This is a genomic window from Paenibacillus peoriae KCTC 3763, from assembly GCF_000236805.1.
In the GTDB taxonomy this organism is placed as follows: Bacteria; Bacillota; Bacilli; order Paenibacillales; family Paenibacillaceae; genus Paenibacillus; species Paenibacillus peoriae.
In genome coordinates, this window is record NZ_AGFX01000029.1 from 89,591 (window position 1) to 115,779 (window position 26,189).

Genomic DNA, 26,189 nt, shown 5'->3' on the forward strand with positions numbered 1-26,189 from the left:
TGGATGAATAAAGAACTTGAGGCATTAGACTACGCATCATTGGGACGCCGCTTACGTACCCATGTCCCTATCCCCGAAAGTCCTGGTTATGTGCTGCATGACGGACGAGCACTACTCGACTTGTCCTCGAATGACTATCTGGGGCTTGCCCGCCATCCTGCCATTATCGAAGCGATGCGTGATGCACTCCTCAAGGAAGGAGCCGGCGCCGGTGCCTCCAGGCTTGTAACCGGCAATCGACAGCCCTATGCACAGCTTGAAAAAGCGTTGGCAGCATGGCAAAACTGTGATGCGGCACTTGTCTTCGCAAGCGGGTATACAGCCAATATTGGTGTCATTAGTGCGCTTGTGGGCCGCGGCGATGTGGTATTCAGCGACCAGTTCAACCATGCCAGCATCGTCGACGGCATTATTTTGAGCCGCGCCGAGCATGCACGGTATCGCCATAACGATATAGAGCATTTGCGTGCCTTATTGCATAAATCCCGTGATAAACGACGGAAGCTCATCGTGACGGACGCAGTCTTTTCCATGGATGGTGATCAGGCACGATTGCTCGACCTTATTGCGCTCAAACGGGAGTATAATGCTCTGCTGATGGTTGACGAGGCACATAGCGGAGGGGTTTACGGTTCACGTGGTGAGGGATTGGCCTCTGCACTCGGAGTCAAAAATGATGTGGATATTCATATGGGAACACTCAGCAAATCGTTTGGCGTCTACGGAGCTTATGTTTGTGGAAATGAGACGCTCATCAGATGGCTGATAAATAAAGCGAGGCCGCTTATCTATTCAACGGCACTCCCCCCTTCTCTTATAGCGGGGGCTGTCCAAGCATTGAAGCTGATACAAACAGAACACTGGCGTCGTGAACGGCTGGTCGCAGCAAGCGAATTTTTTCGTTCCTCATTATGTGAAGCGGGTTTTAACATCGGTCACGGAGACTCTGCAATTGTACCCTTGCTGCTGGGTCATAATCATAAGGCTCTGCAATTTAGCAGTGCTCTGGAAAACGAAGGTATTGCGGCGATAGCCATTCGCCCTCCAACAGTACCCCAGGGGACTGCGCGAATTCGCTTCTCTTTATCGGCAGCACATTCCCTGAAGGAGCTAGCAGATGCCGTTACGAAAATTTGCAGGCTGGGACTTCAACTGGGGGTTTTGGAATCATGCGGTCACAATTAAGTGGCACCATCCTGTGGCTGACCGGATGGAGTATGTCAAATAAGGTCTTTGATCGGCTTCGCGGGCTTCTCCCTGATTTTCATCATGCTTCTGTAGATTACAGCGCTGCCGCTTCCTCCGAGGAGATACTGCATTTGACCGAAACGGCTGCGAGAGGTCTACTTTCCTCATGCTCCGGTCCTTTGCTGATAGGAGGCTGGTCACTGGGCGGGTTATTGGCATTGAAACTCGCGGATCAGAAACTGGCAGATGGACTGATACTTTTTTCAGCAACATCCAGGTTTACCCGTCCCAAAGAACAACAGAATCGCGGCTGGGCAGATGTCTATGTCAGGCAGATGATCACCGGAATCCAAAGAGATCGGCAGGCTATAGAAAGCAAATTCAGGCAGATGATGTTTACGGACTTGGAAACAGCGTCGGATCTCAGCAACCATCGTTTCCTTACAGGCAACTGGACAACTCCGGCACTCATCGCGGGACTTGAAACCCTCCGTCATGTGGAATGCCTCTCTCGACTTCCGGCCATTCATTGTCCAGTTCTTCTTATTCACGGTACCGAAGATCAAATATGTCCTTACGAGGCGGCAGAGGAAATGCTCATGCAATTGCCTCAGGCAAAACTACTAGCCATACCCGATAGCGGGCATGCTCCGTTTGTGGGAAGGGAGACCCCTATGGCTGAATCAATTAGGAGTTGGTGGCATGACCAATAGAAAAGCAGCGATTGCACGGCAATTTAACCGCAGCGCGGCAGGGTTGTATGATACGCATGCCCATGTGCAGCGCACCATGGCGGACATGCTTGCAGAATTCCTTATGCAACAGGCAAATGCTGACGATTCCAGCAAACACGGCATACTTGAGATCGGATGTGGCACCGGTAATCTAACTGAAATTTTGGTGAACAGATGGCTGCACTCATCTATTACTGCGCTGGATATTGCACCTGCAATGCTTCTGGCCGCTGAACAGCGTGTGCTGAGTACTGCAAACCCCGCAATCCCTGTAGGCTCGAACGATAGGCCTTCATCTGATATTCACTTTTTACTTGCCGATGTCGAAATGTGGGCGGCTAACGCTCCTGCCTCTTCGTTCGATCTCATCGTTTCCAGCGCTTGTTTCCAATGGTTGAGCCAGCCGCAGCAAACACTGAATTACCTTTATCGACTGCTTCGCCCCGGAGGGATACTCGCATTCGCGACCTTCGGGCCTCGTACCTTCCACGAGCTGCATACAGCTTTTGAAGAAGTGTACCGTGCTAAAGGTATGGTGCCTCAGAGACATGGACTCTCGTTTCAATCTGCAAAGCAATGGAAAGATTCATTAACAACAGCTGGTTTTTCCGATATTCAATATAAATGTAAGTTGTTTACGGAAGAATACGCTTCACCAAGAGATTTCCTATTATCTGTAAAATCACTGGGAGCTAGCACTTCAGAAGCCGTTATTTCCCACAGTCTCGGATCACGGCGTCTGTTCACCAGTCTGTATAAAGAGTATGAAGATCGTTTCAGCACACCGAAAGGTGTTGCAGCGACTTATGATATTGTACTTATTCAGGCAGCAAAAACTCGTTGATCTTAAGGATGTAAATCAAAAAAAACAGGGCCGTTTCGTTCAAGAAACGTCCTGTTTTTCAATCATACTACACCGCTGTGGTCTGTGTGCCTCTGCTGTTCCATTTTAAAGCCAGCCCCAAGCTAAGAATGAGAATGGCTGCCCCGAAAATGTACGGCAAATTGATATGCACCTTGAACAACGTACCCGCCAGCGCAGGTCCCAGAATATTACCGATACTCATATAGGCATTGTTCATCCCGGCTGCAACGCCCTGCTCATCTCCCGCCATTTTGGATAAAGCGGTATTAATGGCTGGTCGCAGTAGCGACGTGGCGGTAAAGAAGATAAGTGAAACCCCAAGTACATAATAAAAGTTACCCGAGAGCAGCATAAGCACAAGGGAAATCGCAGAAAACAGAAAGGAACCTATAATAACACTTTTTTCACCAAAACGATTCAACAGCGGACTGATGACCACAGCCTGAATCACGGTTCCGACCAATGCACCTACTGTAATGATGATGGCAATATCACGCTCATTGTAATGGAACTTACCCGTTACGAAGAAAGGGAACATGGTTTCAAAATGCGTTAGCCCAAAGGTGAGCGTGAATATCATAATCAGCAGCATAAAATACGGTTTGCGAAAAGAAAGTGCAAACTGCTTAATCACATTATCGCGCTTGGCCTTAACATTCCGAAATTCCAACTGCTTCTCGAGCGACAAAGTTTCGGGCAGCAAAATCAATGAGATCAGTGCAGCCAAGCCCGATACGCAGGCCGAAACATATAAAGGCGTGCGCATTGAGATATCCGCCAGAAAACCGCCCACACCAGGGCCGATAACAAAGCCAAGAGACATGGCGGCGCCCAGCAAACCCATTCCTCTGCCGCGATTGTGTACCGTTGTAATGTCAGCAATATAAGCCATCATCGGAGGAATCATAAAGGCAGCCCCTGCTCCTCCCAGCAAACGGGAAATATATAGCATCGTCAACGAGTGTCCAATAGCAAATAATACAGAAGACACCGTCATGATTGCCAAACCGATAATAATCATTTTTTTACGCCCGTATTTATCGGACCATCCTCCAGCTAACGGTGAAAACAGAAACTGGGTCAAGCCAAACACGGCAACCAGGTAGCCTCCCGTTTCACCACTACCTCCCAAGGAATTCATAAATTTGGGGAGGATCGGGATGATCAGCCCAATTCCCAGCATGGCAATAAACATATTAATCATCAAAATGACCAGCGGTCCCATTTTCAACTGTTGTGAATCTGACATGTTGCGTTTTGTCCTCCTCAGCATCTTTATTTCGTATGCGAAAATCTTATTTTGCAGCTATTTCATCAACAAAACTATATTAATAGAGCGAGAGACAAATAACAATCATAAAATACTTCCGTTAACCCTGAATCTTTCCTTTGACAAGACAGCAAAAAGGAACAACCCTGATTACAAGGCTGTCCCTCTTCTCCCATTCCTTAATGGGGATTCTCGAATAGCTCATGCAGCATCTTTTCCTTGTTATTCAAAAATTGCTTCATGATGACGAAATGATCGGTTTCCTCCAGCGTCCTGGTATCGATTCCTTCATGTGTCAGATGATACAAAACAGAGTCAGGATAGGCCATCAAAATCGGGGAGTGCGTAGAAATGATAAACTGTGAGCCCTGCTGTACAAGTTCGTGAATCCGTGCAAGCATGGCCATCTGGCGCAAAGGCGATAATGCAGCCTCCGGCTCATCCAGAATATACAGCCCGTGTCCGCCAAACCGATGCACAAATGCAGCAAAAAAAGACTCGCCATGCGACTGCTCATGCAGCGACTTCCCCCCGTAGGACGCTCGAATGGGTCGACCTCTTCCTTCTCGATCCAGCTCATCAATATGAGTTGCCACATTATAGTAGCTCTCCGCCCGGAAAAAGAAGCCATCCCTTGGCTTATCTACCCCTCTTACCAGTCGGATATGCTCATGCAGCGAGGAATGTGTGGCTTGTGTCGAAAAATTAAAATTTTTAGTACCACCCTCTGCATTAAATCCCCAGGCGACTGCGATTGCCTCCATAAGCGTCGATTTACCTACGCCGTTTTCTCCAACAATATAAGTAACGGAAGGATGGAATTTGAGCTCATTCCACTGGTGAAGAGCTTTTAAGTTAAAAGGGTATTGGTTCCTGTCAGCATCTGAAGGCCACAACAGCTCCAATCGACGTATAAAAAGATTGCGATCCCATATACTCATGTCCATTTCAGCTCCATTGCCAAGCAATTTACTAGGTATTCCATCATTATATTGGAATTATTTACAGCGATCAATCTGGAATCCCATTTTCGTAACCCTTCTGTTGTTATTGAAGCGATAAATACAGGTATAATATATAGTAGCCTGTTTAGGGGGCATGAAATCTCGGTGTTTCATTCAGCAGGGTATATTTCATTATTTTCAGGCAGGTGAATCGATGAATCCAAATCACAAACCAATACAATCCTTTAAAATCGTACAGTTCATAATAACCATCTACAGGCAGCGAATGACGCGTATTTTGCTACCGCTGGCTGTACTGGCTTTTATTATATGGGAGGCTGGACGTGAGCTAAAAAGCTTCAATCTGGCGCGTATGCTTCATGAGCTGCGGCGAATGGATGCCGTATTCCTCATCGAAATCGGCGTGTTCTCACTGGTAGCCGTGGCAGCCATGAGCGCATACGATTACGTGATCAGGCATCATTTCAAGCTTCAGGTCAAGCCTGGAACGACATTTCGGTACGCCTGGATCTCCAATACCTTCAATAATGTCTTTGGCTTTGCAGGCTTTACAGGCGCGGGACTACGCACTGTGCTGTACAAAAAAAACGGCGTGCCGCTGGGTGTCATTACCTCTGCGGTCGTATTCCTTTCACCTATCGTCATTACAGGATTGTCTTTACTGGCTTGGGGAGTCATTATCCATCTGTATCCGGTCCAGCCCGTACTGGATGCTCATCCGTGGCTTCATTGGGCGCTATGGGGAATGGCGTTGTACCTGCCGCTGTTTCTGATCCTTCAACGATCCAAGCGTTACGCCAAATGGTTCAATAAGGGAGAAGGCCGGCTCTCCTGGTCCACTATCTCCGCCTCCATTGGCGCTTCGCTGCTGGAATGGCTGCTGGCCGGTCTTACCTTTGCATGGATCGGCTCATACTTGCTCCATGAGCTGCCAATCAATGCCGTGTTCGGCATTTATGTCATTGCCGCGATAGCCGGACTCATCAGTCTCGCACCCGGAGGGGTCGGTGCTTTCGACATCATTGCCCTGCTTGGACTGCAATTGGAGGGTGCCAATCCGGATCGGACCCTGGCTGTGCTATTGGTCTTTCGCGTCTTTTATTTCATCATTCCGTGGCTGGTCGGCCTGGTCTTGGCCGCACTGGAGATGATTCCGCGCAACGAGCGCTTGAGCCAGCTGGCTGAGACAGGTTGGGATTACTCCCTCAATGCCTGGCAGAAGGTATGGGGCTGGCCTGGTCAGTTCCGGTTTTTGGCCGATCTGGGGGTATGGGCGCTTGGTAAGCTCGTACTCATCTCAGGCGTTGTGCTTCTTTTGTCTGCGGCTACCCCCGGCCTGTTATATCGGCTTCGTTTTGCCGAGCATTTGCTCAGTCTGCCTGTCATGCGCTTATCGCATGATATCTCGGTCATCATCGGGATTATGCTTGTCGTCCTGTCCCACGGGATATCGCTGCGTATTCGCAGAGCATTGCGATTAACGTTGATACTGCTGTTGGCGGGTGCTATTTTCACCTTCATCAAAGGTCTGGATTTTGAAGAAGCCTTGTTCCTGCTGTTCGTGGCATTAATGCTGTGGATTTCGCGTTCACGGTTTTATCGGGTCAGTGCGCCGCTGAATCGGCACAACATTTTTATATGGGGCGGGTTATCTCTCCTCGTGACCGGGGCCTATTTTATGATTGGAGCAGGCTCCAATACTCCGTTTATGCGCCATCTGCATGCCAAGGTTCATCTGGATTTTTTTATGAATCGCAGCGATTATGGGGTTACTGCCGTGTTCAGTTTGATTTTGGCATGGGTGTTCCTGACGGTGTATTTCTTCCTTAGACCACAGCGCAGAATCGGAAATCTGCCCGACGCACAGGAGCTGGATAAGCTAAAGGAGTTTTTGGATCGACAGGGCGGTAATCTCGTTTCTCATATGCTTTTTCTCGGTGATAAATATCTGTATTGGACCAAGAACGAAGAAGTGGCTATTCCCTATGCTCGCAGCCGGGACAAGCTGATTGTATTGGGCGACCCGCTCGGTCCAAAAGAACGGGTGAGTGAAGCGATTCAGGAATTCCAGCGCTTCGCAGATCGGTATGCGTTGACGGCTGTATTTTATCAGGCATCACCGGAGTATTTGTCCATCTATCACGAGAACGGCTATCGCTTTTTCAAGCTGGGCGAGGAAGCGCTGGTGCCACTGGAGTCCTTTACACTGACAGGCAAAAGCAACCAGGCGCTGCGCAGCGCCAAAAACCGCTTTGACCGCGAGGGCTACTCGTTCGAAATGATTCAGCCGCCTCTAAAATCGTCACTCATGGAGGAACTGCGTCATATTTCTAACATCTGGCTGGAAGGACGCAAGGAAAAGGGATATTCACTCGGCTGGTTCAAAGAACCTTATCTTCAGCTAGCACCCATTGCACTGTTAAAGGACCCCGAAGGAAAGGTCATCGCCTTTGCTACAATGGCCCCTGCCTATGATCGTGGACAGACGGTTTCCATTGATCTGATGCGCCACCTGCCTGACACACCGAATGGCACGATGGACTACTTATTCACACGGGTCATTGAGTGGTCCAAGGAGAACGGGTATACGACATTTAATCTCGGCATGGCACCACTGTCTCAGGTAGGACAAAGTGAAAAGGCACTGCGCGAGGAAAAGCTGGCCAGGCTCGTGTTTCAATATGGGGGGAATTTCTACGGCTTTCAGGGGCTTCGACGCTTTAAAGATAAGTTCAAGCCGCAGTGGGAGCCACGCTATCTGGCCTATCCGGCTTCTGTCTTTTTGCCAATCCTGACACTGGATCTGGTATATCTCGTGTCCAAGCGTTCGGACTAAACGAGAGCATGCTGAGAACAGCAAAACCCAACAGCAAAAAAGGGTGTTCCGCAACCAGCAACGGTTGCAGGAACACCCTTTTGATTTTGAAAGGATTCCTTAGAAGCTGCCTTTTACAACAACTTCGGACAGAGGAAAACGTCCTGATGGACGTGCTGGCACTTGTGCCTTACCTACACTAATAAGCACGGTTGGCAGGTAACGTGCTGGAATGTTGAATTGCTCGATCAGCTGTGCTGGAATGAAACCACCCATAGCGCAAGTGTCATAACCAAGAGATTTAGCAGCCAGCATAATGTTTTGTGCCGCAAAAGCAGAGTTCAGGATCGCTGCATCGCGAGCCACTTGCGGACTTTGGTATGCACCGTTGATTTGGCCCACCAAGGCATCACGAATTTCTGCTGGCAATGTGCCTGCTTCTACCGCTTGATCATAAATGACTGCGTTACGGTTTGCTTCCAAATCGCCCAACACGGCAATCGTTACGGAGCTTTCCGCGACTTGACCCTGGTTGTAGGCGATAGGCAGCAATTTTTGCTTGTCCGCTTCGCTTTCAATCACGAGGAATTTCCAGTGTTGAAGATTCCAGGCAGAAGGCGCTTCTATAGCAGCTGTCAAAATAGCTTCCAGGTCGCCCTCCGGCAATTTAAAATCCTTCACATAGCTTTTCACCGCGTGTCTTTCACTAATAACAGAAAGTGTTTCGTTCTTTTGGATGCTTGACATTGTGGGCACACTCCTAATGTTTTCATAATATATATCTAACTTGAATTCTCATTAACTTCCCAAACTACTGCAATTATAAAAATGATAGTGAATGATGTCAATATGTTTAAGTAATGATGACCCTTCACTCAAAATGCAGTAAAATACGTGTAAGACATTCATATCGGCAGATGCCCGCCGATCGGACAAGACACGATGAGTTTATTGGAATTCTTATTTGAATAAAAAAGGAGCGCTACTATGATTGGATCATTTAAAAAAACGGATATTGCTTTGTTTGCCGCCTGGGTTGTAGCTTGTGTGGCTACATTAGGCAGTCTGTACCTCAGCGAAATTTTGGGGTATGAGCCCTGCAAGCTATGCTGGTTTCAGCGCATTCTGATGTATCCCCTGACCCTTTTGCTCGGGATCGCTTATTTTCGGGGAGATACGGGAATACGCCGTTATGTCATGCCCCTGGCTATCATTGGAGGCGCCATTGCGGCCTATCATTTTACGATTCAGCGTATCCATGCAGCCGCCAATGCAGCTACGCAAGCCTCAACCTCCTGCGGCAGAGTATCCTGTGAACAGGATTACCTGAACTGGTTTGATTTTATCACCATTCCTTTTCTCGCACTCATTGCCTTTATCCTTATTATTGCAGCGATGGGTTATATTATGCGCCAGGAGAAAAAATCAGCTCAGGGAGAGGTACAAGCCAAGGTTCTCGCATAAACATGATAGTGACCCGATTATAGGGCCAGGCACCACCTTGAGGCGTATAATCCGCTTGCCGGAGGAAAGACTGTGACTAAATATATCTATTACATATGTGTTATAATAATAGAGGTTTGCAGTCTGTCCAATAACGCTTACATTCCTTATAGAGGGGGCCCAGTTCATGTTTCATATCAGCACCCCATTTCTGCAATATGGCGCGACCTTCGGCATGATCCTAATCGCTATTTCGGCTATTTTTATCCGCATGAAGACAGGTCATCGTCCTATTAACGCCAAAAAGATCATCATCCCTCCACTCGGCATGAGCACCGGCTTTATGATGTTTGTCGTGCCGGAGATACGGGTTCCCTGGCTTTGGGCACTTGGCGCTTTTCTGATAGGCTGGTCCATTTTTTCCTATCCGCTGATCCGCAGTACCAAGTTTGAACTTCAAGAAGGGAAGGTTTACGTACAACGTTCGCGGGCCTTCTTTTTTATCCTGATCAGCCTGCTGATCGTCCGGCTGCTGCTGCATGAGTTTATTCAGCATTACATCACTATTCCGCAGACAGCAGGGCTATTCTTTATATTAGCCTTCGGAACCTTGCTGCACTGGCGGCTGCGTATGTATTTTCAGTATCGCGAATTTGTTTCGAGCTGAGACGTAAGCCTGCATCTGACCAACAGGAATTTACATGCATCATGGCATGTTGCTGTATAGACCAAAAAGACACGTTCTCCCAGCAGGAGCCGTGCCTTTTTGGTCTTTTGGTTTAGTTGGGGCAGCATGTGCTGTATGCTACCCGGTTGCTGTCTCTTCTTATTGCTGAGTCAAAATAATCGGGCCGTCCGCTGTAATCGCCAACGTGTGCTCGTACTGCGCCGACAAGCCGCCGTCCATTGTACGTGCGGTCCAGCCGTCCGCATCAATTTTACTGCGGTATGTGCCTGTGTTGAGCATCGGCTCGATCGTAATGACCATGCCTTCTTTCAGGCGCGGCCCGCGGTGTGGGGGTCCGTAATGCGGAACCTGTGGTTGCTCATGCATTTCTTCCCCGATGCCATGCCCAATAAATTCGCGTACGACCGAGAAGCCTTCCGCTTCTGCATAAGTTTGAATCGCATGGGAAATGTCCCCGATCCGGTTACCGATAACCGCCTGCTCAATCCCTTTATACAGAGATTCTTTGGTGACGTCCAGCAGCTTTTGTGCCTGCTCAGACACGTTACCCACTGCATACGACCAGGCAGAATCCGCCAGCCAGCCGTTCAGGTTCACAACCATATCGATGGTTACGATATCTCCGTCCTTCAACGGCGTCTTGTTCGGAAATCCATGACAAATCACATCGTTAGGTGATCCGCAAGTTGCAAACTGGTAGCCGTTATAGCCCTTTTGCTCCGGCGTTGCACCATGCTTTTTCATGAATGATTCCGCAAACGCGTCAATTTCCAGTGTTGTAATACCCGGCTTGATCATTTTGGCAATTTCCCGGTGACAAGCAGCCAAAATCTCGCCAGCTTTTTTCATATTTTCAATTTGTTCTTTGGTTTTAATGATAATCATTAAACGGTCTCCTTCTTTTCCATGTTCGTTCCACTTTTCACTACTTCCTTTTGCTGCTTCTATTGTAACGCTAAAAGCAGCGAAATGGAACCGATGTCCATTGATACCGTTTACAAGCATCTTAAATTGGGTATATAATACCCGTAACTTGTATGCAAGTATGCAAAATCATTTCCAAGATAGGAGTATCCTATGAAATATCCAACAACCTGGTTACAGGGTGCAGCACTTGGGGAAAGGATTGCTTGTGAACTCCGGCTCCAGATTATACGCGGCATACAGCCCCCCGGCACTGTGCTGTCCGAGAACCAGATTGCTGCCGATTTCGGCACAAGTCGTTCTCCTGTACGCGAAGCCTTGAAGGTGCTTGCCGGTGAAGGGCTTCTCCGTCTGGAGCGCATGGGAGCGATTGTCATCGGCATGACCCCCGCTGATATGGAGGAGCTGTTCGACGTAAGAAAGCTGATTGAGCATTTTGTTGTACAAAGGTACGTACATAGCGATAATACCGGATTGGTGACCGCTTTAAACCAAATGATCGACAAAATGGAAGTCGCTCTCAAGCACAGAGATGTCGCCGAATTTTCTCTTCAGGACTTTAATTTCCATGAAGCCTTGGTTCTGGAGGCAGGCCATACCCGTATTCTTCATACCTGGAATGGAATGAGACAGCTGATCCTGACGGTCATGCTGGCTGCCACGGAACAACGCTTTGCGTCCAACATTGAAGAATCCCAAGTTACGATCCACAAACATCGCACCTTTGCGAACGCTTTAGACCAGGGCGATACGCAGGAGTTATTCGAGTTTATTGAGGATCATTATCGAGATACTCGCAACGCGGTTAACGACAGCGTGCTGTCTCCCTATCACAAGGCACGGTCCTAGTCTGTACATGCATGACAAAGAGCCGATGCACCGCGCTTTACGTGTTTTCAGCAGGCGCGGTTTTTCTTTTAATTGAAGTTGTCGACAAGTATACATACAACTGCACACGAATGAATAAGGAGGCATTTGCTTTTCTGGTCGCTGCGCTCATTCGTGTGGCCACCGGGTCCGCGACGGCCGCGATGACGACAGGCTCCGGTATTGTCGCACCCGTACTGGCACTCACGCCCGATGCGAATGTCGAGCTGGTCGTCCTTTCGGTTTGATTATGCCACTGAGTGTGTTAATTTAACGATAAAGAGCTAATAACAGTAAGTGAAGGGGAGATTGACTATGACAGACACCCGATATATGATCGGCGTCGATATCGGTACGACCAGTACCAAAGCAGTGCTATTTGAGGAAAACGGCAATATTGCCGCCCAGCATCATGTAGGCTATCCGCTGCATACACCTGAGCCCGATGCGGCGGAACAGGACCCGGAAGATATTTTCAAAGCCGTTGTAACCACGGTGCAAGAGGTCATGAGGCAAAGCGGAGTGCCATCCGAGCATGTGCTCTTCGTATCCTTCAGTTCGGCCATGCACAGCGTACTGGCGGTGGACAAAAACGGCAAGCCGTTGACCGCCTCCATCACCTGGGCAGATAACCGCAGCGCCAAATGGGCTGAAGCGCTCAAGCATAAGTACAACGGACACGACATTTACTTACGCACCGGTACGCCCGTTCATCCCATGTCACCGCTGACGAAGCTGATGTGGATCACACGGGATTTACCGGATGTGGCGGCCCAGACGTACAAATTCATTTCGATTAAAGAATATGTATTTGCCCGGTTATTCCATCAATATGTGGTCGATCATTCGATTGCTTCCGCGACAGGTCTCATGAATTTGCAGCAGCTGGATTGGGACGAAGAGGCGCTGCGCATTGCAGGTGTGACGAAGGAACAACTGTCCGAACTGGTGCCGACGACTGATGTGCTGCAAGGGCTGGATAAGAACTATGCCCATGACATGGGCCTGATGGAGACGACTCCTTTTGTTATCGGGGCGAGTGACGGTGTCTTGTCCAACCTCGGTGTGAATGCAATCAAACCGGGAGTTGTCGCGGTCACCATCGGTACTAGTGGAGCCATCCGTACCGTGGTCGATCAGCCGCTGACCGATGACAAGGGACGCTTTTTCTGCTATGCGTTGACCGAAAAGCTGTGGGTGATCGGTGGTCCGGTGAATAACGGCGGAATTGTGTTTCGCTGGATACGGGATGAATTTGCAGCCTCCGAGGTGGAAACGGCCAAACGCTTGGGAATCGATCCGTATCATGTACTGACAAAAATTGCGGAACAGGTACGCCCCGGCTCCGACGGTCTGCTCTTTCTTCCGTATTTATCCGGCGAACGGGCACCTCTGTGGGACCCGAATGCACGCGGCTCTTTCTTTGGACTATCCCTGCGCCACAAAAAAGAGCATATGATTCGCTCCGCACTGGAGGGCGTGCTGTTCAACCTGTACACGGTCATGCTCGCTATGGAAGAGGTCATCGGCAGACCGTCAGTCATTCACGCTACTGGAGGATTCGCACGCTCGGAGCTGTGGCGTCAACTTATGGCGGATATTTTCGATCAGAAGGTCGTTATCCCCGAAAGTCTGGAGAGCTCCTGTCTCGGCGCAGCTATTCTGGGCTTGTATGCCCTGGGACGAATTGATTCGCTGGATGCAGTATCCAGTATGATCGGCACCACTCACCAGCATAAGCCTGTGGCAGAGCATGTAGATATTTACCGCGGGTTACTGCCGATTTATATCCGTGTCTCACGTAAATTTGAAGAAGAGTTCAAGGATATTGCGGAGTTTCAGGCCAAGTCCCTACAAGCCTCAAATTAATGGAACCTGTTACAGCATGGTTGCGTATTACCGTTTCATAAGAACCTGTCTATGTAAACTGGACACGATAAGAAGGAGGATTAGACGATGCTCAAAAACATACTGCACCGCCTGCTACATTCCACCTCTCATTCTCATAAGCGGCGATACAGCAGCTCAGATCGCTACTACGACCGTAGACGCCATTCTTCATCGGACGGCTACAAAAACAGTCATAACGGACACCGATATTACAAAGACAAACGTCGTCATTACTCCAGTTCCTAACCGAGTAGCAAGAAATAGTAACAGGAAGCGGCAACAGGATATTGCGATGGAATATATCGGAACACAGGAAGGAACGATAGCTCCTTCAATCCTAATAAAGCGAAGCCCCCTCTCATCAAGAGGACTTCGCTTTATTGTTGTACACCCTTCTTATGCAGGGCAACATCTGTGCATTTTACAGGAAATCGGCTATCGCCGATATTACAGAAATAAGGTTTTGCATATAATTACCAGCAAAATAAACAGAACCAGAATTGCTCCTACAGAAGTCCAGACTCCTGGACCGTGACCCCAACCACCTACACCACACATATGACTCATTTACAACACTCCTTTCGCTCATTTACAGGATCATTGTATGTATATCTGGTCAAATGCGTAAGGGGCATCCCCCCATTTTTCCGGCGAATGCCTGGCTATCTTTATGGGCTGGCATTACGGATTAACCTCCATCTGCTGTAATGCTTTCTCCAGCTCCAGTATAAATTGTCGGCTATGTTCATACCGAGGACCCATCTGAAAAAGCCGCTCCAGCATATGTCTCACAGATGGACTGAGCTTCAGTTCCTCCTGCCAGCTTCCCGGTGGTTGATCCGGCTGCGGCTCATAGCTGCTATACAGCATAAAAAGCATCAAGTGACCGACATCATACAAATCGCTATAGACAGCGACATCTTGTCGCTCAGGCGCGCGCTTGTCCAGCATGGCTTCGGTAAATACATCCTCCTGTCGCTCTCCTACCGCCAGCGCAAGACCAAAGTCGATCAAATACAGTTTCCCTTCTCGATAAAGCACATTCGGGATGCGGATATCCCGATGGATATAGCCCCGTTCATGCACATACATAACCCTTTCCATCAGCTCCAGCATGTAGACGATGCATTCCCGCTCTGAAAAAGAACGCTCCTCTTCAAATATAAGCTCCTCCAGCGTTCTGCCCGAGATATATTCCATGACCAGGTACATTCCGTTCGGATGTTTTACCCTTTCGAGCAGCTTCGGGATATAGGGATGGTCCATCTGCTGCATGATATCGGCCTCACGCTGCAGCAACTGAACTGCCTTCGCCCGCTTGCTCGGTCTGGGCAGCTTGACCGCTACCTCCTGCCCACTCTGTCCATCCTGGCAGAGGTAGGTCAGACCATAGCTACCCATACCCAGCAGTGAAAGAATACGATACCGTCCGCTTAGCATATCGCCAGGCTGTTTCGGATAATCGATCCATGATTGATAAGTGTTTCGCAACCAAGCAAACATCTTTATGCCCTTTCCTTTACATGCCGCAGCCAATCTCTTTCCATGCGACTTGTTCTCTTATTCTTTTGTTCTTGTGTTCCACCATTATACCATCACAATAAAGACCACCAGAGCCGTGAAGGTCTGATGGTCTACCAGAAAAATGAAGGTCATGCCTCTCTGCGTCTGCGCGGCGCCAACCCGAGCCAGGATAGCAGCGAATTGCGTGATTTGCGCTGTCTGCCCTGATAGCTACGCAAATTGGTAATGAGCTGTCGATCCCGTTCCTCGTCAGCCCGTTCTTTCATCCAGCGTTTCTGATCCTCCAACTGGTTAGAAAGGATAATATTTTTTTCCATCAGACGGCTATGCTCCGCTTCCAGCTCTTCCAAACGACTTCGCATCTCCAGCAAAACACTTTGCACCATATCCTGCATCCGCATCATTTCTTGTGACTCTATGGGCTTCTGCAGCTGTAGTTGTGATTCTTCTGAAAGTTCCTGTACATTGATTTCATCCTGTAAGCCTGCCGGCTCCACAGTAGCAGCGGCTTGCGCCTGTACCACAGACGCATCCCTCCCCTCGGCCGCCGCCAATATCTCCTCCCAGGTTGCAGCCAATGACTCCGCATCCGAGACGGGCGGCAAACGGAATTCTTCTTCCACGACTGGGAATGGTGCGGTCACTCTCTCAAGCACCACCTGTACCGCCTGATCCATTGTCATATGCTCTTCACGCAGCGCTTTTCGCATCATCCTTAGGCATTCTACATCTTCTGGACTGAACATTCTCGACTGGTTCGCGGAACGCTGAAACACATAGCCTTGCTCCTCCAGCGCTGCCGCATATTTACGAAGGGTACTTGCCCCGATTTTCAACTGTCTGGCCGCTTCCGTCGTCGATCTGCTTTCTTCCATTAATCATTACCTCCCCGGATGGTATGGAAAGAAATAAGCTTGTATTATGTACAATTCGCTGAATCAAATAGAAACCCTTTGGCAAAATAGTTCTAATATTGCGGACTGCTAGGAACCTTTGTCATAAGCGAAAATTTTTTAAAAATACAAGAAACGACACGACAGAGATGCTTCTGTTCTATGCACCTTTAAGCTTTTTCGAAACATCACATAAATATCACACCCCAACGCTTTGATGGCACTATTCCTCCCATTAATATTATGTATTTTTTTAGTCCATATAGATGGTTCCTTAAGCTGAGATTGAAGCACCCTTATCCTGTATTCAAGCGAAAACGTCGATTAATTCGCGATTTTGCTGCAATTCACCTTAAAAAAGCAGTTCTATTTACAGTTTCTTTTTAATTTTGCAGCATACAGGTAAAACAATGGATATTTTCAAAATATCAGTAATATGTTATGTTATGTAACGTAAAATGGATTTCAGACATAATTTGTAGCATACTAACGTTCACTGGAACGAGGAGGAAATATATATGAAGGGGAAGGCAAGGAAAGTAGCGATTGTCGGCGCGGGAATGGTCGGTTCGAGCTGTGCCTACTCAATGGTCAACCAGTCCATTTGTGACGAAATCATGATGATTGACCGCACATATGACCGGGCCTTGGCGCATGCGCTCGATCTATCCCATTGTATGGATTTTACGTCCACACGTACCAAGGTGCATGCGGGAACATATGCAGATTGCACAGATATGGATGTTGTAATTATCACAGCCGGGGCTAATCCGAAGCAGGGCCGCGACCGCCTGTCGGTATTGGATGACGCAGTGATCATCACCCGGGAGATTGTGACATCCATTATGGAGGGTGGCTTTGACGGTATTTTCGTCATTGCAGCTAATCCTGTCGACATTGTAACCTATCTGGTACAGAGCATTTCCGGCCTGCCGCGCAACAAGGTGATCGGCACGGGGACCTCTATTGACTCATCCCGCCTCAAGACGCTGCTCTCTGAAGTATTTTCCATCGATCCCCGCAGCGTGCAGGGCTATGCCCTTGGTGAGCATGGCGATTCCCAATTCGTCGCCTGGTCACACGTCACGATTGGCGGAAAGCCGCTCTTGCACATTCTGCGTCAGCATAAAGAGCGATTCAGCCACGTGGAGCTGGAGGACATTGCCCGGAAAACGAAGGATGCAGGCTGGGAAATTTTCACCCGTAAAGGCGCTACTTATTTTGGCATAGCCAATGCGCTGGCTTACATTACCCGTTCCATTTTGAATGATGACGGTAAAATTATAGCGGTTTCTGCCGTATTGGACGGCGAGTACGGGCACACCGATGTCTGCACAGGCGTTCCGGCGATCATCGGCAGCAGAGGAATTCAGGAGATCATCGAGCTGGAGCTGAGCCCGGAAGAGCAAGCCAAGTTCGACGCCTCCTGCCGCTTCATCAGCGATAATATTCGTGCCATGCCAGACCTGGTGTAGAAACGTGCCTTACCTATGCTTCATTTAGGATCACTTCACGAACCAGAAGCTGAGTCCGCTTTTTATCCCAATTCTGGGATGTCCCTGGAAGATGAAATATTCACACAGATGGAGGTGAGCTCCATGTACCAGCAAGCTAACCTCCTATATTTCACTCTAAATCTCTTTATAACGAAACACCGTCAGACCCGCAAACAAAAACACAACAAAGCTGCCCAGGACAACCGTAATCAGCGTATCGGTTGGCACCATGAACGCCCCGAAGTTGTCTTTTCCGCTCGGCATCATCACTAGTAGAGGCTGCGCCCACGGATAATATGGGCCGTAGGTCTGGGAGTTGGCGATCAGCATATTCGGCACGGTGAAGACGAAATTCAAGGCAAGCGGTGCGGCAAAGCTGGACCACAGGAAGGACACCATAAGTTGTAACGCAGCCAGCGGCAGACAGGCCACCCAGCCCGCGAGCAGACTTTGGCCGATCACTGCCCAAGGGATCGGTCCGTTCATACCCTGCACAGCTCCAACACCCAGCAGCGCTCCCCCGAACAATAGCTGGGTCAATCCGACCAAGGCCATAATGATTGTTAGCTTGGCCGCATACAGACTCGTGCGGGACAATGGCAATGACATCAATTGCTTCCAACCTCCGCCCCCATGCTCGAATCGGCAGACCAGGGAGGCAAACACGGCGGTCAGCATCGGCATGAACAGGAGCGCGTGCATTATGAGCATGGCAGACAACAGCGTCACCCAATTTCCTCCGGGGTTCGCCAGCAGACCAATCAGCACGGCAATCGCCGGGCTGACAAGTGCAAGCAGCCAGACGGGCGATTTAGCCATTTTCAACCGTTCCACAGAAAGCAGCCGTACATATCCTCCGAGCATTACGCCACATCCTTTCGGCTAAAATGGGCCGCTGTCAGCAGGCTGAGAAGCACACCCGTTCCGCAGCCGATGGACGCAAATATCCACGCTTGAGGCGCAGCCCATGCGAATTGCGGCCAAGCCAGCGGAAACCATTCGGACAGCTGTGAAGCAAACAGGCTGCCGATGCCCAGCGTAATGCCCAGTGTTACAGGCAGCGCCTGATTATGGAACGTTACCGTTAGCCACAACAGCAGTACGAGCATAGGCAGTGTACCGCCCAAGGGCCAAAACCCGAGTCGCAGCAGTTCCCCTATCGGCGTGGGCTCTCCCCCGAAGCCAAGAAGCATTCCCAGCCCCCACGTTCCAGCCGTCAGGAGTAGACAGGACACACACAGCATTCCGATGGCCAGCGTCAGCTTGGCCATATAGACACTGAATTTCGAAATAGGCAAGGCCAGTAGCTGCTTCCAGGAGTTAGACGAATGCTCTACATTCGCCAGCATGGAAGAGACCATGGTGGCTCCTAACACCAGCGCAAGGGGGACGAAAAGAGCAATGTTATCCATCAGACCTTCCCATAAGCGTCCCTTGTATCGCGGAATCAGATAGTCATAGCGGAGTCCGAAGTTCAATCCCTGCATTGCCACCAGCCCAAGAGGGCCGAGGAATACCAGGAACCAGATCCCCTTTCTGCGTGCTTTGAGCAGATCCGCCGTCAGCGCCCGCAGCATCATAGGGAGCCCCCTCCTTTGCCCACCACCTGCATGAACATATCCTCCAGCGATTTGCGACGTTCCTCCACACGATACACGGCATGTGTGTTTTCGACCAATCTTCTGACCAGCAATGCAACAGCCGCATCGTTCATATTTTCAAAATCCAGCACTGCTCCGTCCTTTACCGAATGGTAGCCCTGCTCACGTGCAATTAGTTGAGCTGCTTCCGGCTCCGATACGACGATACGAATTCCCCCTGCAGATTCCTGACGGAGATTGTGAATCGTATTCTGGAAGACCAGCTCGCCCTCGCGAATAATGCCGACGGTATTGGCCATCTGCTCCACCTCGCTCAGCAGATGGCTAGATACCAGTACGGTGATCCCCCGTTGCTTGGGCATCGTCTGAATCAATTCGCGCATTTCCTGAATGCCCTCCGGGTCCAAACCATTCGTAGGCTCATCCAAAATAAGCATTTCGGGATTCCCGAGCAGTGCTGCTGCAATGCCAAGTCTCTGCTTCATACCCAACGAGTAGCCTTTGACCGGGCGTTTGGCATGCTTGGTCAGCCTGACGACCTCCAATACGTCCGCAATGTTCTCTTTGGGCACATTCAAAATGCGGCGAATGGCCTCCAGATTTTCAATGGCATTCAAATGACCATAATACGAAGGATACTCTACCAGCGAGCCGACCTTGCGCAAAATATCGAGCTTATGTCTGCGAATATCCTGTCCAAATATGTGGATCGTTCCCCGGGTTGGACGAATGAGTCCGAGCAGCATTCGAATCGTGGTCGTTTTCCCCGCTCCGTTCGGACCGAGAAAGCCATAAATATCTCCATGGCCGATTTTCAGGTCCAGTTGATTAACCGCAGCACGGTCTTTGTATATTTTGCTGAGACCGTTCGTTTCAATAATGTATTCGTTCAAATTCCTCACCTCGGCACCTATCGTAACGTGCCAAGTTTAAAGCTGAGGGGACCCTTCGTTTAAGTTTTGTTTAAGAAACGGATTTGTGTTCCGGCAGAGGAACTGGTAATCTCTCTCTCCAGATTCATTTCACGAGCCAGCAATTCCGTAATCGCCAAGCCAATCCCCGCTCCTTTTCCACAAGACTGGCGCTCCATTCCCGGCCCTTTATCTTCAATAACTAGCACCGATTTCCCGAAATGCTCCTCTACACGAATACCAATATAGCGGCCTGAAGCAGCATGGCGAACTACATTTTGGAAAATATTATCCAGCAAACGGCGTAAGCCCTGCTCATCAACCTTCCATACGATATTATGCTCGGGCAGATCGATATCCACCTCAAAGCCTTCCTTTTCCCATACCGGATACCAGCTGGCTGCACACTCCCTCACCACCCGCAGGATATCGCGCGGTTCGTTATGCAATGTATATTTGCCACTGGACAGCAGATTGTAGGTGAGCAGGTTGTCGATCAGACTCCCAAGGTCCTTTAATTTGTTTTCCATCAGCGTAATCGACTGCTTCCCTTTGCTGCTCAGATTTTCCGCATCCAGTGTGTACAGATGACTGCGCACTACCGTAAGTGGTGTCCGAATATCGTGTGACAGATCGGCGACCAGCCTTTTCCGCAGCTCTTCCTCCTGTCGCTCACGTCCCCGACTATCTGCCAACTGCTCAACCATCTGATTGAACGCTTCTTCCAGCTTGCCGATTTCATCCGGGCGTCCAGTAGCGACAAGAATGGGTAGTCCATCCTCTCCCCGCTGCGACATGGCCGCCTGAAGACGCACCAATCTGTACCGAATGCCTACAAAGAACAGGAGAGACACGAATATAAAACCTGTAAGCATCAATACTATAAAAAAGAGGTAGTACATCAACATACTGCTATCTGTATTCTGCTGTTCAAAGAATGAACGGGGCACTTTTAATACCATGTAGCCCTGATTCACATCTTCTTTGCCGCCGCCAATAAAGGCCACTACTGTGAATGGTCCCTCGTAGCTTACTTTCTTCATAAAAGCAATAGCCTGCGCCGCACTCCATTGATTTGGAACTTCTGATTGTGCAGGGAGCTCCAATCTTGTTTTCCCGGTAGCATCCACCCAAAATATCTGTGAATCGGGAAATATGTTCCGCTGTATTTTGCTCAGATGGGCTGAGATTTGCTCAGATGTGGCTCCTTTCAAGGCTACAGCTTCACGATGCCAGCTACTTTCGGTACGGATAGTTGAGGGATAGTGTGAGTTTTTAGGCTTGAGATCCATCTGCCAGCTAGACAACATACTATAGATAAGCATCGTGGCAGGCAGCACAATAGGTAGAAGCATCATGGCTACCACAATAATGAGCAGATAGCGGAATAACAGCGAGCTTCGAAATCGCCCTCCCTGACCAGACACCGAGTTGCGCCGCAGCCTCTCCCAACCATTACGCGGCTCGCTCATTGCGCCTTCACCCGATAACCTACACCACGGATCGTCTCAATGATACGGGGATTCGCAGGGTCAATCTCCAGCTTCTCGCGCAGGTGCCGGATATGAACCATCAGCGTCTTGTCTCCGTCGATATACGGATCGCCCCACACAGCCTCATACATTTGCTCCTTGGTCATAATTTGGCCCAAATGCCGCAGCAAATAAGCAAAAATATGATATTGCTTGCCTGTTAACGTAATTTCTTCCCCGGTATCACGATTCACAATACGGTTATCAAGTAGGTACACCGTGAGATGCGCCAGTTGTATGGATTCTTCGGGTGCGGCACCTGTTCGACGCAACAAAACCTCTATTCGTGCAATAAGCTCATCCGGGTGAAAGGGTTTGGTCACATAATCGTCGGCAAAATCCAGTCCTTGCAGCTTATCGTCAATGGAGGTACGGGCTGATAACATAAGAATCGGAAGCTCCGGGCGCTCCTTCTTGAGCCGTTTGCCAATTGTAAAGCCATCCAGACCGGGCAGCATCACATCCAAAATGACTAGCTGGCACGTTTGGACCGCTTCCATAGCCCCCTCCCCACTGCGAAGCCAAATTACAGCGTAATTTCGTTCTTCCAGGTATTGATGCATCCAGGCACCGATATCCTGATCATCTTCAATGTATAACACACTTGTTTTCATCATTCGTCACCTGCTTATCGTTTTTCTTTTATGTAATGGGCATTATAGCATTATGGTACATAACCCGCTTAAAAAGGTTAATAACTACCTTATACGACATACACTATACGATTTCAAATTTTATGGCTTGTGAAAAAGGAGGCTATTCCATGCTACTGGAAGCGATATACCATCACCCGAAGCGTAATTGGGCTTTTGGCTATGATCATGAAACGATATTCCTGCGGCTTCGCACCAAGAAAAATGACCTGACCACCATTCACGCTCTCACCGTAGATAAATACGACTGGAAACGTACCCGGCAGCTTGTTCCGATGTCCAAATTTGCCACCGACGGCAGGTTTGATTACTACGAATGCAGCGTGAAGCCTATTCATCGTCGGCTGAAATATGGATTTTTGCTGGAAGATGGAGAGGAACGCCTATGGATGAATGAGGATGATTTTACTACCGAGGAGCCCCAAAATGCAGATAATCTGTTCCAATACCCATTTTTGAATCCGATTGATATTCTCAAGCCTCCTGCGTGGGTGAAGGATGCCGTATTTTATCAGATTTTCCCGGAACGCTTTGCGAACGGTGACCCCTCCATTAGCCCGGAAGGTGCGGAGACATGGGGCGGCACGCCGCAAAGAGACAATTTTTTTGGTGGGGATCTACAAGGCATTCTGGATCATCTGGATCACCTGAGCAAGCTGGGGATTAGCGCCCTATATATGACCCCTGTCTTCAAGGCAACAACGAATCATAAATACGATACCGAGGATTATATGGAGGTAGATCCGCATTTCGGGGACAAGGAGATATTAAAGAAACTGGTGAGTGCCTGCCATGACCGGAGAATCCGGGTGCTGCTTGATGCGGTATTCAACCATTCAGGGCGTACATTCAAGCCATTCGTTGACGTGCTGGAAAAAGGCGAAGCCTCCCCTTACAAGGACTGGTTTCATGTACATAGCTTCCCGCTCGAAGTGGTCGACGGCACACCGGCCTACGATACATTCGGACTGGAGCCGATGATGCCCAAGCTGAACACCGAACATCCCGAGGTGAAAAAGTATTTGCTAGACGTGGCAAAGCATTGGATCGAAGAGATCGGCATCGACGGCTGGCGGCTGGATGTGGCTGACGAAGTGGATCACGCCTTTTGGCGAGAATTCCGTACGACGGTCAAGCAGGCCAATCCGGATGCGTACATTTTAGGTGAAATGTGGAATGAGTCATCTGAATGGCTACAGGGTGACCAGTTCGATGCGACGATGAATTATCCGTTCACCTATGCAGTGAATGATTTTTTCGTCAAAAAAGTGACCGACGCCCAAAGCTTCGCCTTTGCCATCGGACAACAACTGGCCCGCTATCCGCTGCAAGCATCTGAAGTAGCCTTCAACCTGCTGGACAGCCACGACACGCCACGCCTGCTGACACTGTGCGGGGGTGACAAGCGGCTGATGCGGCTGGCCGCTATGTTCCAGTTCACGTACATAGGCGCACCCTGCATTTATTACGGTGATGAAATCGGCCTGGATGGAGAGGCTGATCCAGGCTGCCGCAAGTGCATGGAGTGGGACAACGATAAGCAGGATCATGAGCTATTCGATTTTTACCGCAAGCTAATTGCGCTTCGGAAGGCGCATCCAGCCCTCCGTGCTAAGGGAAGCCTTACTTTTCTGGAGGCACAGCCGAAAAGCACGTCCCTCGCCTACGAACGCCGGAGCGAGGAAGAAGTGCTGCTTGTACTGCTCAACCGTTCCGGAGAAGATCATGCTTTTGAACTGGACATTCCCGAGCAGGAATGGCAATTAGCCTTTGGTGAAAGCGAGTGGTCCACAGGAGCGAAAGGCTTAAAGGCCGAGCTTCAACCCTACGGCTACGCCGTGCTGAAGGCAGTACCTGTCCGGTCAGTGAAGCCTGCGCAAAAAGAAGAGGACACAGCCGAAAGTAAGGCATAAAAAAAGCCTATGCAGGTCCATACTGGCTGGAATATCGTACGAGCACGGCCATAACAAAGTAAGACCATCAAGAGCAGATCAGGGAACCTGTCCATCCTGGTGGTCTTTGTGCGTTAATGATGAAGCTTTTGCATAAAACGGGTCACTTATTATTAACATCTGTTCTTACTACCCCGACATCAGAAGCATTGATAGAAATCGGGTTGCCGCCTTGTCCTGTCTGAGCTGAAGAAGATTGTCTGACGTCTACTGAAATTTTTTTATTTTTAAATCCACTTCTTCTCTTTCTTCCCAAAAGAATTACCTCCTTACATATACGTGATCTCTTCAAACCTCTCAGTTGCGATTCGTTACTGAAGAGATATGCTATATGCATATGCTAGAGTAGCAAAGCTTGTATCGGCGAATAGTAGATCATAGAGAAAAGAGGCTGATGTGAATTTAGACAAATTTAGTTCACTGGATACGTTAGTTCATTCAATCTAGGATACTCTCAACTGCATATGCTAAACAATCAGGAGAAAAGGAGGGAACAACATATGAAAACAAGAAGCTCATCACTGAAAAAGAAAGCAGCCGCGGGTAAGGGCAGAAAAGTAACCCTTGGCCCAACGAAAGCCCGCGTTACTCAAGACCTCGGCAACGGATTTTTGCGCGATCAATTCAGCCCATTTACCGTGGGTCCCAACAGCTTTATCACCATAACTTTTACTGCAGGGTCCGGCAGGGTCGTCATCAATGCAGGTTGGTTCATTAGCGGTTCGACTTCGGCATGGCCCACTAACAGCTACCCGGTTACGGACACGCAATGGAGATTGATTATCCAGAATTCAACGAATGTCACTAGAACGGTCGTTCCGTATCTGATTACCAAAACACGGTAATTCGCACAAAAAGCGAGTGTTCCCATCCATATAAAAAACCGCTTCAAGGGAAGCTTTGAAGCGGTTTTTTCTGCTCTATCTGAGCCAGTACTTGGCGGGCCATTCAGTTATTTTCTCATTAGCCTCTGCCTTCCGTTCCTTCAAATATGTAAGATATCACTGAGCTGTTTGTATCCCTTTGTGTTTTTTGGCCAAAAGCCGTGTTCGTCCTTGGTTGAGAGCATCTTTGCATAAACAGGCGTGGTATTGCAGACGCTATGAAAATATGCCAAGACATATACACCTTGCCCAAACGGGACGGAAAGCGGAGGAACTTACATGAAGCGAATATTGGCCTTGTGGCTATGCGTTGCGGTTATGGGGATGTTAGCAGTTACGGGTGAACCCCTGCTCGCTGCTCAAGCTGTTGACGGACAGCCTTATCATTTTGGGTTTAAAAAAAGTAAGGGAGGTGAGCTGCCTTCTATCGCACAAGAGGGCTTTATGCATCTGGTTGAAAGACAAGGTGGCATCTTTCTGGGGGATACTACGAAAAAAGAATTATTTCTCACGTTCGACAACGGCTATGAGAATGGATACACGCCGAAGGTGCTGGATGTTTTAAAGGCCAAAAAGGTGCCAGCCGCCTTCTTTGTAACCGGGCATTTTGTAAAGGACCAGCCAGCTTTGATGCGCCGTATGGCGAGTGAGGGCCATATTATCGGCAATCATTCATGGAGCCATCCTGATATGAGCACCATTTCTCCAGCAGAGATTCGGTCCGAGCTGGATCGGGTACGAAATGCATCGGCAGAGCTAACCGGACAAAAGGAAATGAAATACGTGCGGCCGCCTCGCGGCATTTTCAGCGAAAAGGCATTAGCCTTTTGTCGAGAAGCCGGATATACGAGCGTATTTTGGTCTGTGGCTTACAAGGACTGGGACACGAATATCCAGCAAGGAGCAGACTATGCCTATCAGCAGGTCATGCGTCAGCTCCACCCCGGAGCAGTCATTCTGCTCCATTCTGTATCCAAGGACAATGCCGAGGCCTTAGGTTCGATTATCGACGATGCTCGCAAGCAAGGCTATGAATTCAAAAGCCTGGACGACCTTAAGGTTAAGCATTACCACTAAAGCTGAAGTTGAATTTA

General features: G+C 49.1%; 26 protein-coding genes and 1 pseudogene. 14 read left to right on the forward strand and 13 right to left on the reverse strand.

The genetic code is table 11. The features are described 5' to 3' along the window. Positions 1 to 3 precede the first annotated feature (3 nt). The 3 genes from bioF to bioC are packed head-to-tail and all read left to right on the forward strand — an operon-like array spanning position 4 to position 2,766. Positions 4 to 1,185, forward strand: coding sequence for an 8-amino-7-oxononanoate synthase (gene bioF, locus KQI_RS0115620; protein WP_029390186.1), 1,182 nt, complete (start codon positions 4 to 6; stop codon positions 1,183 to 1,185). Then, positions 1,170 to 1,901 carry an alpha/beta hydrolase gene (locus KQI_RS0115625; protein ID WP_010347751.1) on the forward strand — a complete coding sequence of 244 codons (732 nt, stop codon included), beginning with the start codon at positions 1,170 to 1,172 and terminating at the stop codon, positions 1,899 to 1,901. The genes bioF and KQI_RS0115625 overlap by 16 nt, the downstream gene beginning before the upstream one ends. Further along, positions 1,891 to 2,766, forward strand: coding sequence for a malonyl-ACP O-methyltransferase BioC (bioC, locus tag KQI_RS0115630; protein ID WP_010347752.1), 876 nt, complete (start codon positions 1,891 to 1,893; stop codon positions 2,764 to 2,766). The genes KQI_RS0115625 and bioC overlap by 11 nt, the downstream gene beginning before the upstream one ends. A 67-nt stretch (positions 2,767 to 2,833) precedes the next feature. Here bioC and KQI_RS0115635 read toward each other — a convergent pair whose 3' ends face one another. Continuing rightward, positions 2,834 to 4,036 carry an MFS transporter gene (locus KQI_RS0115635; RefSeq protein ID WP_010347753.1) on the reverse strand — a complete coding sequence of 401 codons (1,203 nt, stop codon included), beginning with the start codon at positions 4,034 to 4,036 and terminating at the stop codon, positions 2,834 to 2,836. 200 nt (positions 4,037 to 4,236) lie between these two features. After that, a complete protein-coding gene (locus tag KQI_RS0115640) occupies positions 4,237 to 4,998 on the reverse strand; it encodes an AAA family ATPase (protein WP_010347754.1) in 762 nt (253 codons plus the stop codon). A gap of 217 nt (positions 4,999 to 5,215) precedes the next feature. Here KQI_RS0115640 and mprF point away from each other — a divergent pair, with 217 nt between their 5' ends. Further along, positions 5,216 to 7,858 carry a bifunctional lysylphosphatidylglycerol flippase/synthetase MprF gene (gene mprF / locus KQI_RS0115645; protein WP_029390187.1) on the forward strand — a complete coding sequence of 881 codons (2,643 nt, stop codon included), beginning with the start codon at positions 5,216 to 5,218 and terminating at the stop codon, positions 7,856 to 7,858. A 99-nt stretch (positions 7,859 to 7,957) separates the two neighbouring features. Here the strand turns inward: mprF and KQI_RS0115650 are convergent, their stop codons facing one another. After that, positions 7,958 to 8,584, reverse strand: coding sequence for a nitroreductase family protein (locus KQI_RS0115650; RefSeq protein ID WP_010347756.1), 627 nt, complete (start codon positions 8,582 to 8,584; stop codon positions 7,958 to 7,960). 240 nt (positions 8,585 to 8,824) lie between these two features. Between KQI_RS0115650 and KQI_RS0115655 the strand changes: the two genes are divergently transcribed. Continuing rightward, entirely contained in the window at positions 8,825 to 9,301 is a 477-nt protein-coding gene (locus tag KQI_RS0115655) for a disulfide oxidoreductase (protein ID WP_010347757.1), read from the forward strand. A 166-nt stretch (positions 9,302 to 9,467) separates the two neighbouring features. Beyond that, positions 9,468 to 9,947 (forward strand): CcdC family protein, encoded by a 480-nt coding sequence (locus tag KQI_RS0115660; protein ID WP_010347758.1) that lies wholly within the window; start codon positions 9,468 to 9,470, stop codon positions 9,945 to 9,947. Positions 9,948 to 10,106: 159 nt separating this feature from the next. Here the strand turns inward: KQI_RS0115660 and map are convergent, their stop codons facing one another. Next, complete coding sequence (map, locus tag KQI_RS0115665; protein ID WP_010347759.1) at positions 10,107 to 10,853, reverse strand: type I methionyl aminopeptidase; 747 nt, start codon at positions 10,851 to 10,853, stop codon at positions 10,107 to 10,109. Positions 10,854 to 11,045: 192 nt separating this feature from the next. Between map and KQI_RS0115670 the strand changes: the two genes are divergently transcribed. The 4 genes and pseudogenes from KQI_RS0115670 to KQI_RS27985 all read left to right on the forward strand — a co-directional run bounded on the left by KQI_RS0115670 (position 11,046) and on the right by KQI_RS27985 (position 13,895). Next, on the forward strand, positions 11,046 to 11,741 hold the full coding sequence (locus KQI_RS0115670) for a GntR family transcriptional regulator (protein WP_010347761.1): 696 nt from the start codon (positions 11,046 to 11,048) through the stop codon (positions 11,739 to 11,741). A gap of 110 nt (positions 11,742 to 11,851) precedes the next feature. After that, a pseudogene (locus KQI_RS29820) lies at positions 11,852 to 12,001 on the forward strand (GntT/GntP/DsdX family permease); the annotation flags it as partial. A gap of 73 nt (positions 12,002 to 12,074) precedes the next feature. Continuing rightward, the gene (gntK, locus tag KQI_RS0115680) at positions 12,075 to 13,628 is read left to right on the forward strand and encodes a gluconokinase (protein WP_010347764.1); all 1,554 of its coding nucleotides are present in this window, start codon (positions 12,075 to 12,077) and stop codon (positions 13,626 to 13,628) included. A gap of 87 nt (positions 13,629 to 13,715) precedes the next feature. Continuing rightward, positions 13,716 to 13,895: a hypothetical protein gene (locus tag KQI_RS27985; RefSeq protein ID WP_080572152.1), complete on the forward strand. Its 180-nt coding sequence runs from the start codon at positions 13,716 to 13,718 to the stop codon at positions 13,893 to 13,895. Between the two features lie 201 nt (positions 13,896 to 14,096). On the opposite strand, the gene KQI_RS29295 is transcribed toward KQI_RS27985, so the two are convergent. The 3 genes from KQI_RS29295 to KQI_RS0115695 form a co-directional block, all read right to left on the reverse strand. Beyond that, positions 14,097 to 14,216, reverse strand: coding sequence for a YjcZ family sporulation protein (locus KQI_RS29295; protein ID WP_241763930.1), 120 nt, complete (start codon positions 14,214 to 14,216; stop codon positions 14,097 to 14,099). 114 nt (positions 14,217 to 14,330) lie between these two features. Beyond that, the gene (locus KQI_RS0115690; RefSeq protein WP_010347765.1) at positions 14,331 to 15,152 is read right to left on the reverse strand and encodes a serine/threonine protein kinase; all 822 of its coding nucleotides are present in this window, start codon (positions 15,150 to 15,152) and stop codon (positions 14,331 to 14,333) included. Between the two features lie 149 nt (positions 15,153 to 15,301). After that, on the reverse strand, positions 15,302 to 16,048 hold the full coding sequence (locus KQI_RS0115695) for a MerR family transcriptional regulator (protein ID WP_010347766.1): 747 nt from the start codon (positions 16,046 to 16,048) through the stop codon (positions 15,302 to 15,304). Positions 16,049 to 16,584: 536 nt separating this feature from the next. Here KQI_RS0115695 and KQI_RS0115700 point away from each other — a divergent pair. Continuing rightward, entirely contained in the window at positions 16,585 to 17,541 is a 957-nt protein-coding gene (locus KQI_RS0115700; RefSeq protein ID WP_010347767.1) for an L-lactate dehydrogenase, read from the forward strand. Positions 17,542 to 17,697: 156 nt separating this feature from the next. Here KQI_RS0115700 and KQI_RS0115705 read toward each other — a convergent pair whose 3' ends face one another. Genes KQI_RS0115705 through KQI_RS0115725 form a run of 5 tightly spaced genes read right to left on the reverse strand, consistent with a single transcriptional unit; the run spans position 17,698 to position 22,220 of the window. Continuing rightward, positions 17,698 to 18,426 carry an ABC transporter permease gene (locus tag KQI_RS0115705; protein WP_010347769.1) on the reverse strand — a complete coding sequence of 243 codons (729 nt, stop codon included), beginning with the start codon at positions 18,424 to 18,426 and terminating at the stop codon, positions 17,698 to 17,700. Further along, positions 18,426 to 19,142 (reverse strand): ABC transporter permease, encoded by a 717-nt coding sequence (locus KQI_RS0115710; protein ID WP_010347770.1) that lies wholly within the window; start codon positions 19,140 to 19,142, stop codon positions 18,426 to 18,428. The genes KQI_RS0115705 and KQI_RS0115710 overlap by 1 nt, the downstream gene beginning before the upstream one ends. Continuing rightward, positions 19,139 to 20,056, reverse strand: coding sequence for an ABC transporter ATP-binding protein (locus KQI_RS0115715; protein WP_010347771.1), 918 nt, complete (start codon positions 20,054 to 20,056; stop codon positions 19,139 to 19,141). The genes KQI_RS0115710 and KQI_RS0115715 overlap by 4 nt, the downstream gene beginning before the upstream one ends. A 59-nt stretch (positions 20,057 to 20,115) precedes the next feature. After that, complete coding sequence (locus KQI_RS0115720; protein WP_010347772.1) at positions 20,116 to 21,546, reverse strand: sensor histidine kinase; 1,431 nt, start codon at positions 21,544 to 21,546, stop codon at positions 20,116 to 20,118. Further along, a complete protein-coding gene (locus KQI_RS0115725; RefSeq protein WP_010347773.1) occupies positions 21,543 to 22,220 on the reverse strand; it encodes a response regulator transcription factor in 678 nt (225 codons plus the stop codon). Before KQI_RS0115725 ends, KQI_RS0115720 begins: the two co-directional genes overlap by 4 nt. A 149-nt stretch (positions 22,221 to 22,369) precedes the next feature. Here KQI_RS0115725 and KQI_RS0115730 point away from each other — a divergent pair, with 149 nt between their 5' ends. Continuing rightward, positions 22,370 to 24,172: an alpha-glycosidase gene (locus tag KQI_RS0115730; RefSeq protein ID WP_010347774.1), complete on the forward strand. Its 1,803-nt coding sequence runs from the start codon at positions 22,370 to 22,372 to the stop codon at positions 24,170 to 24,172. Positions 24,173 to 24,314: 142 nt separating this feature from the next. On the opposite strand, the gene KQI_RS28850 is transcribed toward KQI_RS0115730, so the two are convergent. After that, on the reverse strand, positions 24,315 to 24,467 hold the full coding sequence (locus KQI_RS28850) for a hypothetical protein (protein ID WP_010347775.1): 153 nt from the start codon (positions 24,465 to 24,467) through the stop codon (positions 24,315 to 24,317). 244 nt (positions 24,468 to 24,711) lie between these two features. Here KQI_RS28850 and KQI_RS0115740 point away from each other — a divergent pair, with 244 nt between their 5' ends. Together KQI_RS0115740 and pdaA are read left to right on the forward strand one after the other, a co-directional pair. After that, positions 24,712 to 25,056, forward strand: coding sequence for a hypothetical protein (locus tag KQI_RS0115740; protein ID WP_010347776.1), 345 nt, complete (start codon positions 24,712 to 24,714; stop codon positions 25,054 to 25,056). 318 nt (positions 25,057 to 25,374) lie between these two features. Further along, the gene (gene pdaA / locus KQI_RS0115745; protein WP_010347777.1) at positions 25,375 to 26,172 is read left to right on the forward strand and encodes a delta-lactam-biosynthetic de-N-acetylase; all 798 of its coding nucleotides are present in this window, start codon (positions 25,375 to 25,377) and stop codon (positions 26,170 to 26,172) included. Positions 26,173 to 26,189 lie beyond the last annotated feature (17 nt).

Coding starts and splice junctions, on each gene's coding strand:
- KQI_RS0115720 (WP_010347772.1), bottom strand. CDS start 21,546: ATGAGCGAGCCGCGTAATGGTTGGGAGAGGCTGCGGCGCAACTCGGTG.
- KQI_RS0115710 (WP_010347770.1), bottom strand. CDS start 19,142: ATGATGCTGCGGGCGCTGACGGCGGATCTGCTCAAAGCACGCAGAAAG.
- KQI_RS29295 (WP_241763930.1), bottom strand. CDS start 14,216: ATGAGTCATATGTGTGGTGTAGGTGGTTGGGGTCACGGTCCAGGAGTC.
- pdaA (WP_010347777.1), top strand. CDS start 25,375: ATGAAGCGAATATTGGCCTTGTGGCTATGCGTTGCGGTTATGGGGATG.
- KQI_RS0115670 (WP_010347761.1), top strand. CDS start 11,046: ATGAAATATCCAACAACCTGGTTACAGGGTGCAGCACTTGGGGAAAGG.
- gntK (WP_010347764.1), top strand. CDS start 12,075: ATGACAGACACCCGATATATGATCGGCGTCGATATCGGTACGACCAGT.
- map (WP_010347759.1), bottom strand. CDS start 10,853: ATGATTATCATTAAAACCAAAGAACAAATTGAAAATATGAAAAAAGCT.
- KQI_RS0115635 (WP_010347753.1), bottom strand. CDS start 4,036: ATGTCAGATTCACAACAGTTGAAAATGGGACCGCTGGTCATTTTGATG.
- KQI_RS0115625 (WP_010347751.1), top strand. CDS start 1,170: ATGCGGTCACAATTAAGTGGCACCATCCTGTGGCTGACCGGATGGAGT.
- KQI_RS0115690 (WP_010347765.1), bottom strand. CDS start 15,152: ATGTTTGCTTGGTTGCGAAACACTTATCAATCATGGATCGATTATCCG.
- KQI_RS0115740 (WP_010347776.1), top strand. CDS start 24,712: ATGAAAACAAGAAGCTCATCACTGAAAAAGAAAGCAGCCGCGGGTAAG.
- KQI_RS0115695 (WP_010347766.1), bottom strand. CDS start 16,048: ATGGAAGAAAGCAGATCGACGACGGAAGCGGCCAGACAGTTGAAAATC.
- KQI_RS0115705 (WP_010347769.1), bottom strand. CDS start 18,426: ATGCTCGGAGGATATGTACGGCTGCTTTCTGTGGAACGGTTGAAAATG.
- mprF (WP_029390187.1), top strand. CDS start 5,216: ATGAATCCAAATCACAAACCAATACAATCCTTTAAAATCGTACAGTTC.
- KQI_RS0115730 (WP_010347774.1), top strand. CDS start 22,370: ATGCTACTGGAAGCGATATACCATCACCCGAAGCGTAATTGGGCTTTT.
- bioF (WP_029390186.1), top strand. CDS start 4: ATGAATAAAGAACTTGAGGCATTAGACTACGCATCATTGGGACGCCGC.
- KQI_RS27985 (WP_080572152.1), top strand. CDS start 13,716: ATGCTCAAAAACATACTGCACCGCCTGCTACATTCCACCTCTCATTCT.
- KQI_RS0115700 (WP_010347767.1), top strand. CDS start 16,585: ATGAAGGGGAAGGCAAGGAAAGTAGCGATTGTCGGCGCGGGAATGGTC.
- KQI_RS0115725 (WP_010347773.1), bottom strand. CDS start 22,220: ATGAAAACAAGTGTGTTATACATTGAAGATGATCAGGATATCGGTGCC.
- KQI_RS0115655 (WP_010347757.1), top strand. CDS start 8,825: ATGATTGGATCATTTAAAAAAACGGATATTGCTTTGTTTGCCGCCTGG.
- KQI_RS0115640 (WP_010347754.1), bottom strand. CDS start 4,998: ATGAGTATATGGGATCGCAATCTTTTTATACGTCGATTGGAGCTGTTG.
- KQI_RS0115660 (WP_010347758.1), top strand. CDS start 9,468: ATGTTTCATATCAGCACCCCATTTCTGCAATATGGCGCGACCTTCGGC.
- bioC (WP_010347752.1), top strand. CDS start 1,891: ATGACCAATAGAAAAGCAGCGATTGCACGGCAATTTAACCGCAGCGCG.
- KQI_RS0115650 (WP_010347756.1), bottom strand. CDS start 8,584: ATGTCAAGCATCCAAAAGAACGAAACACTTTCTGTTATTAGTGAAAGA.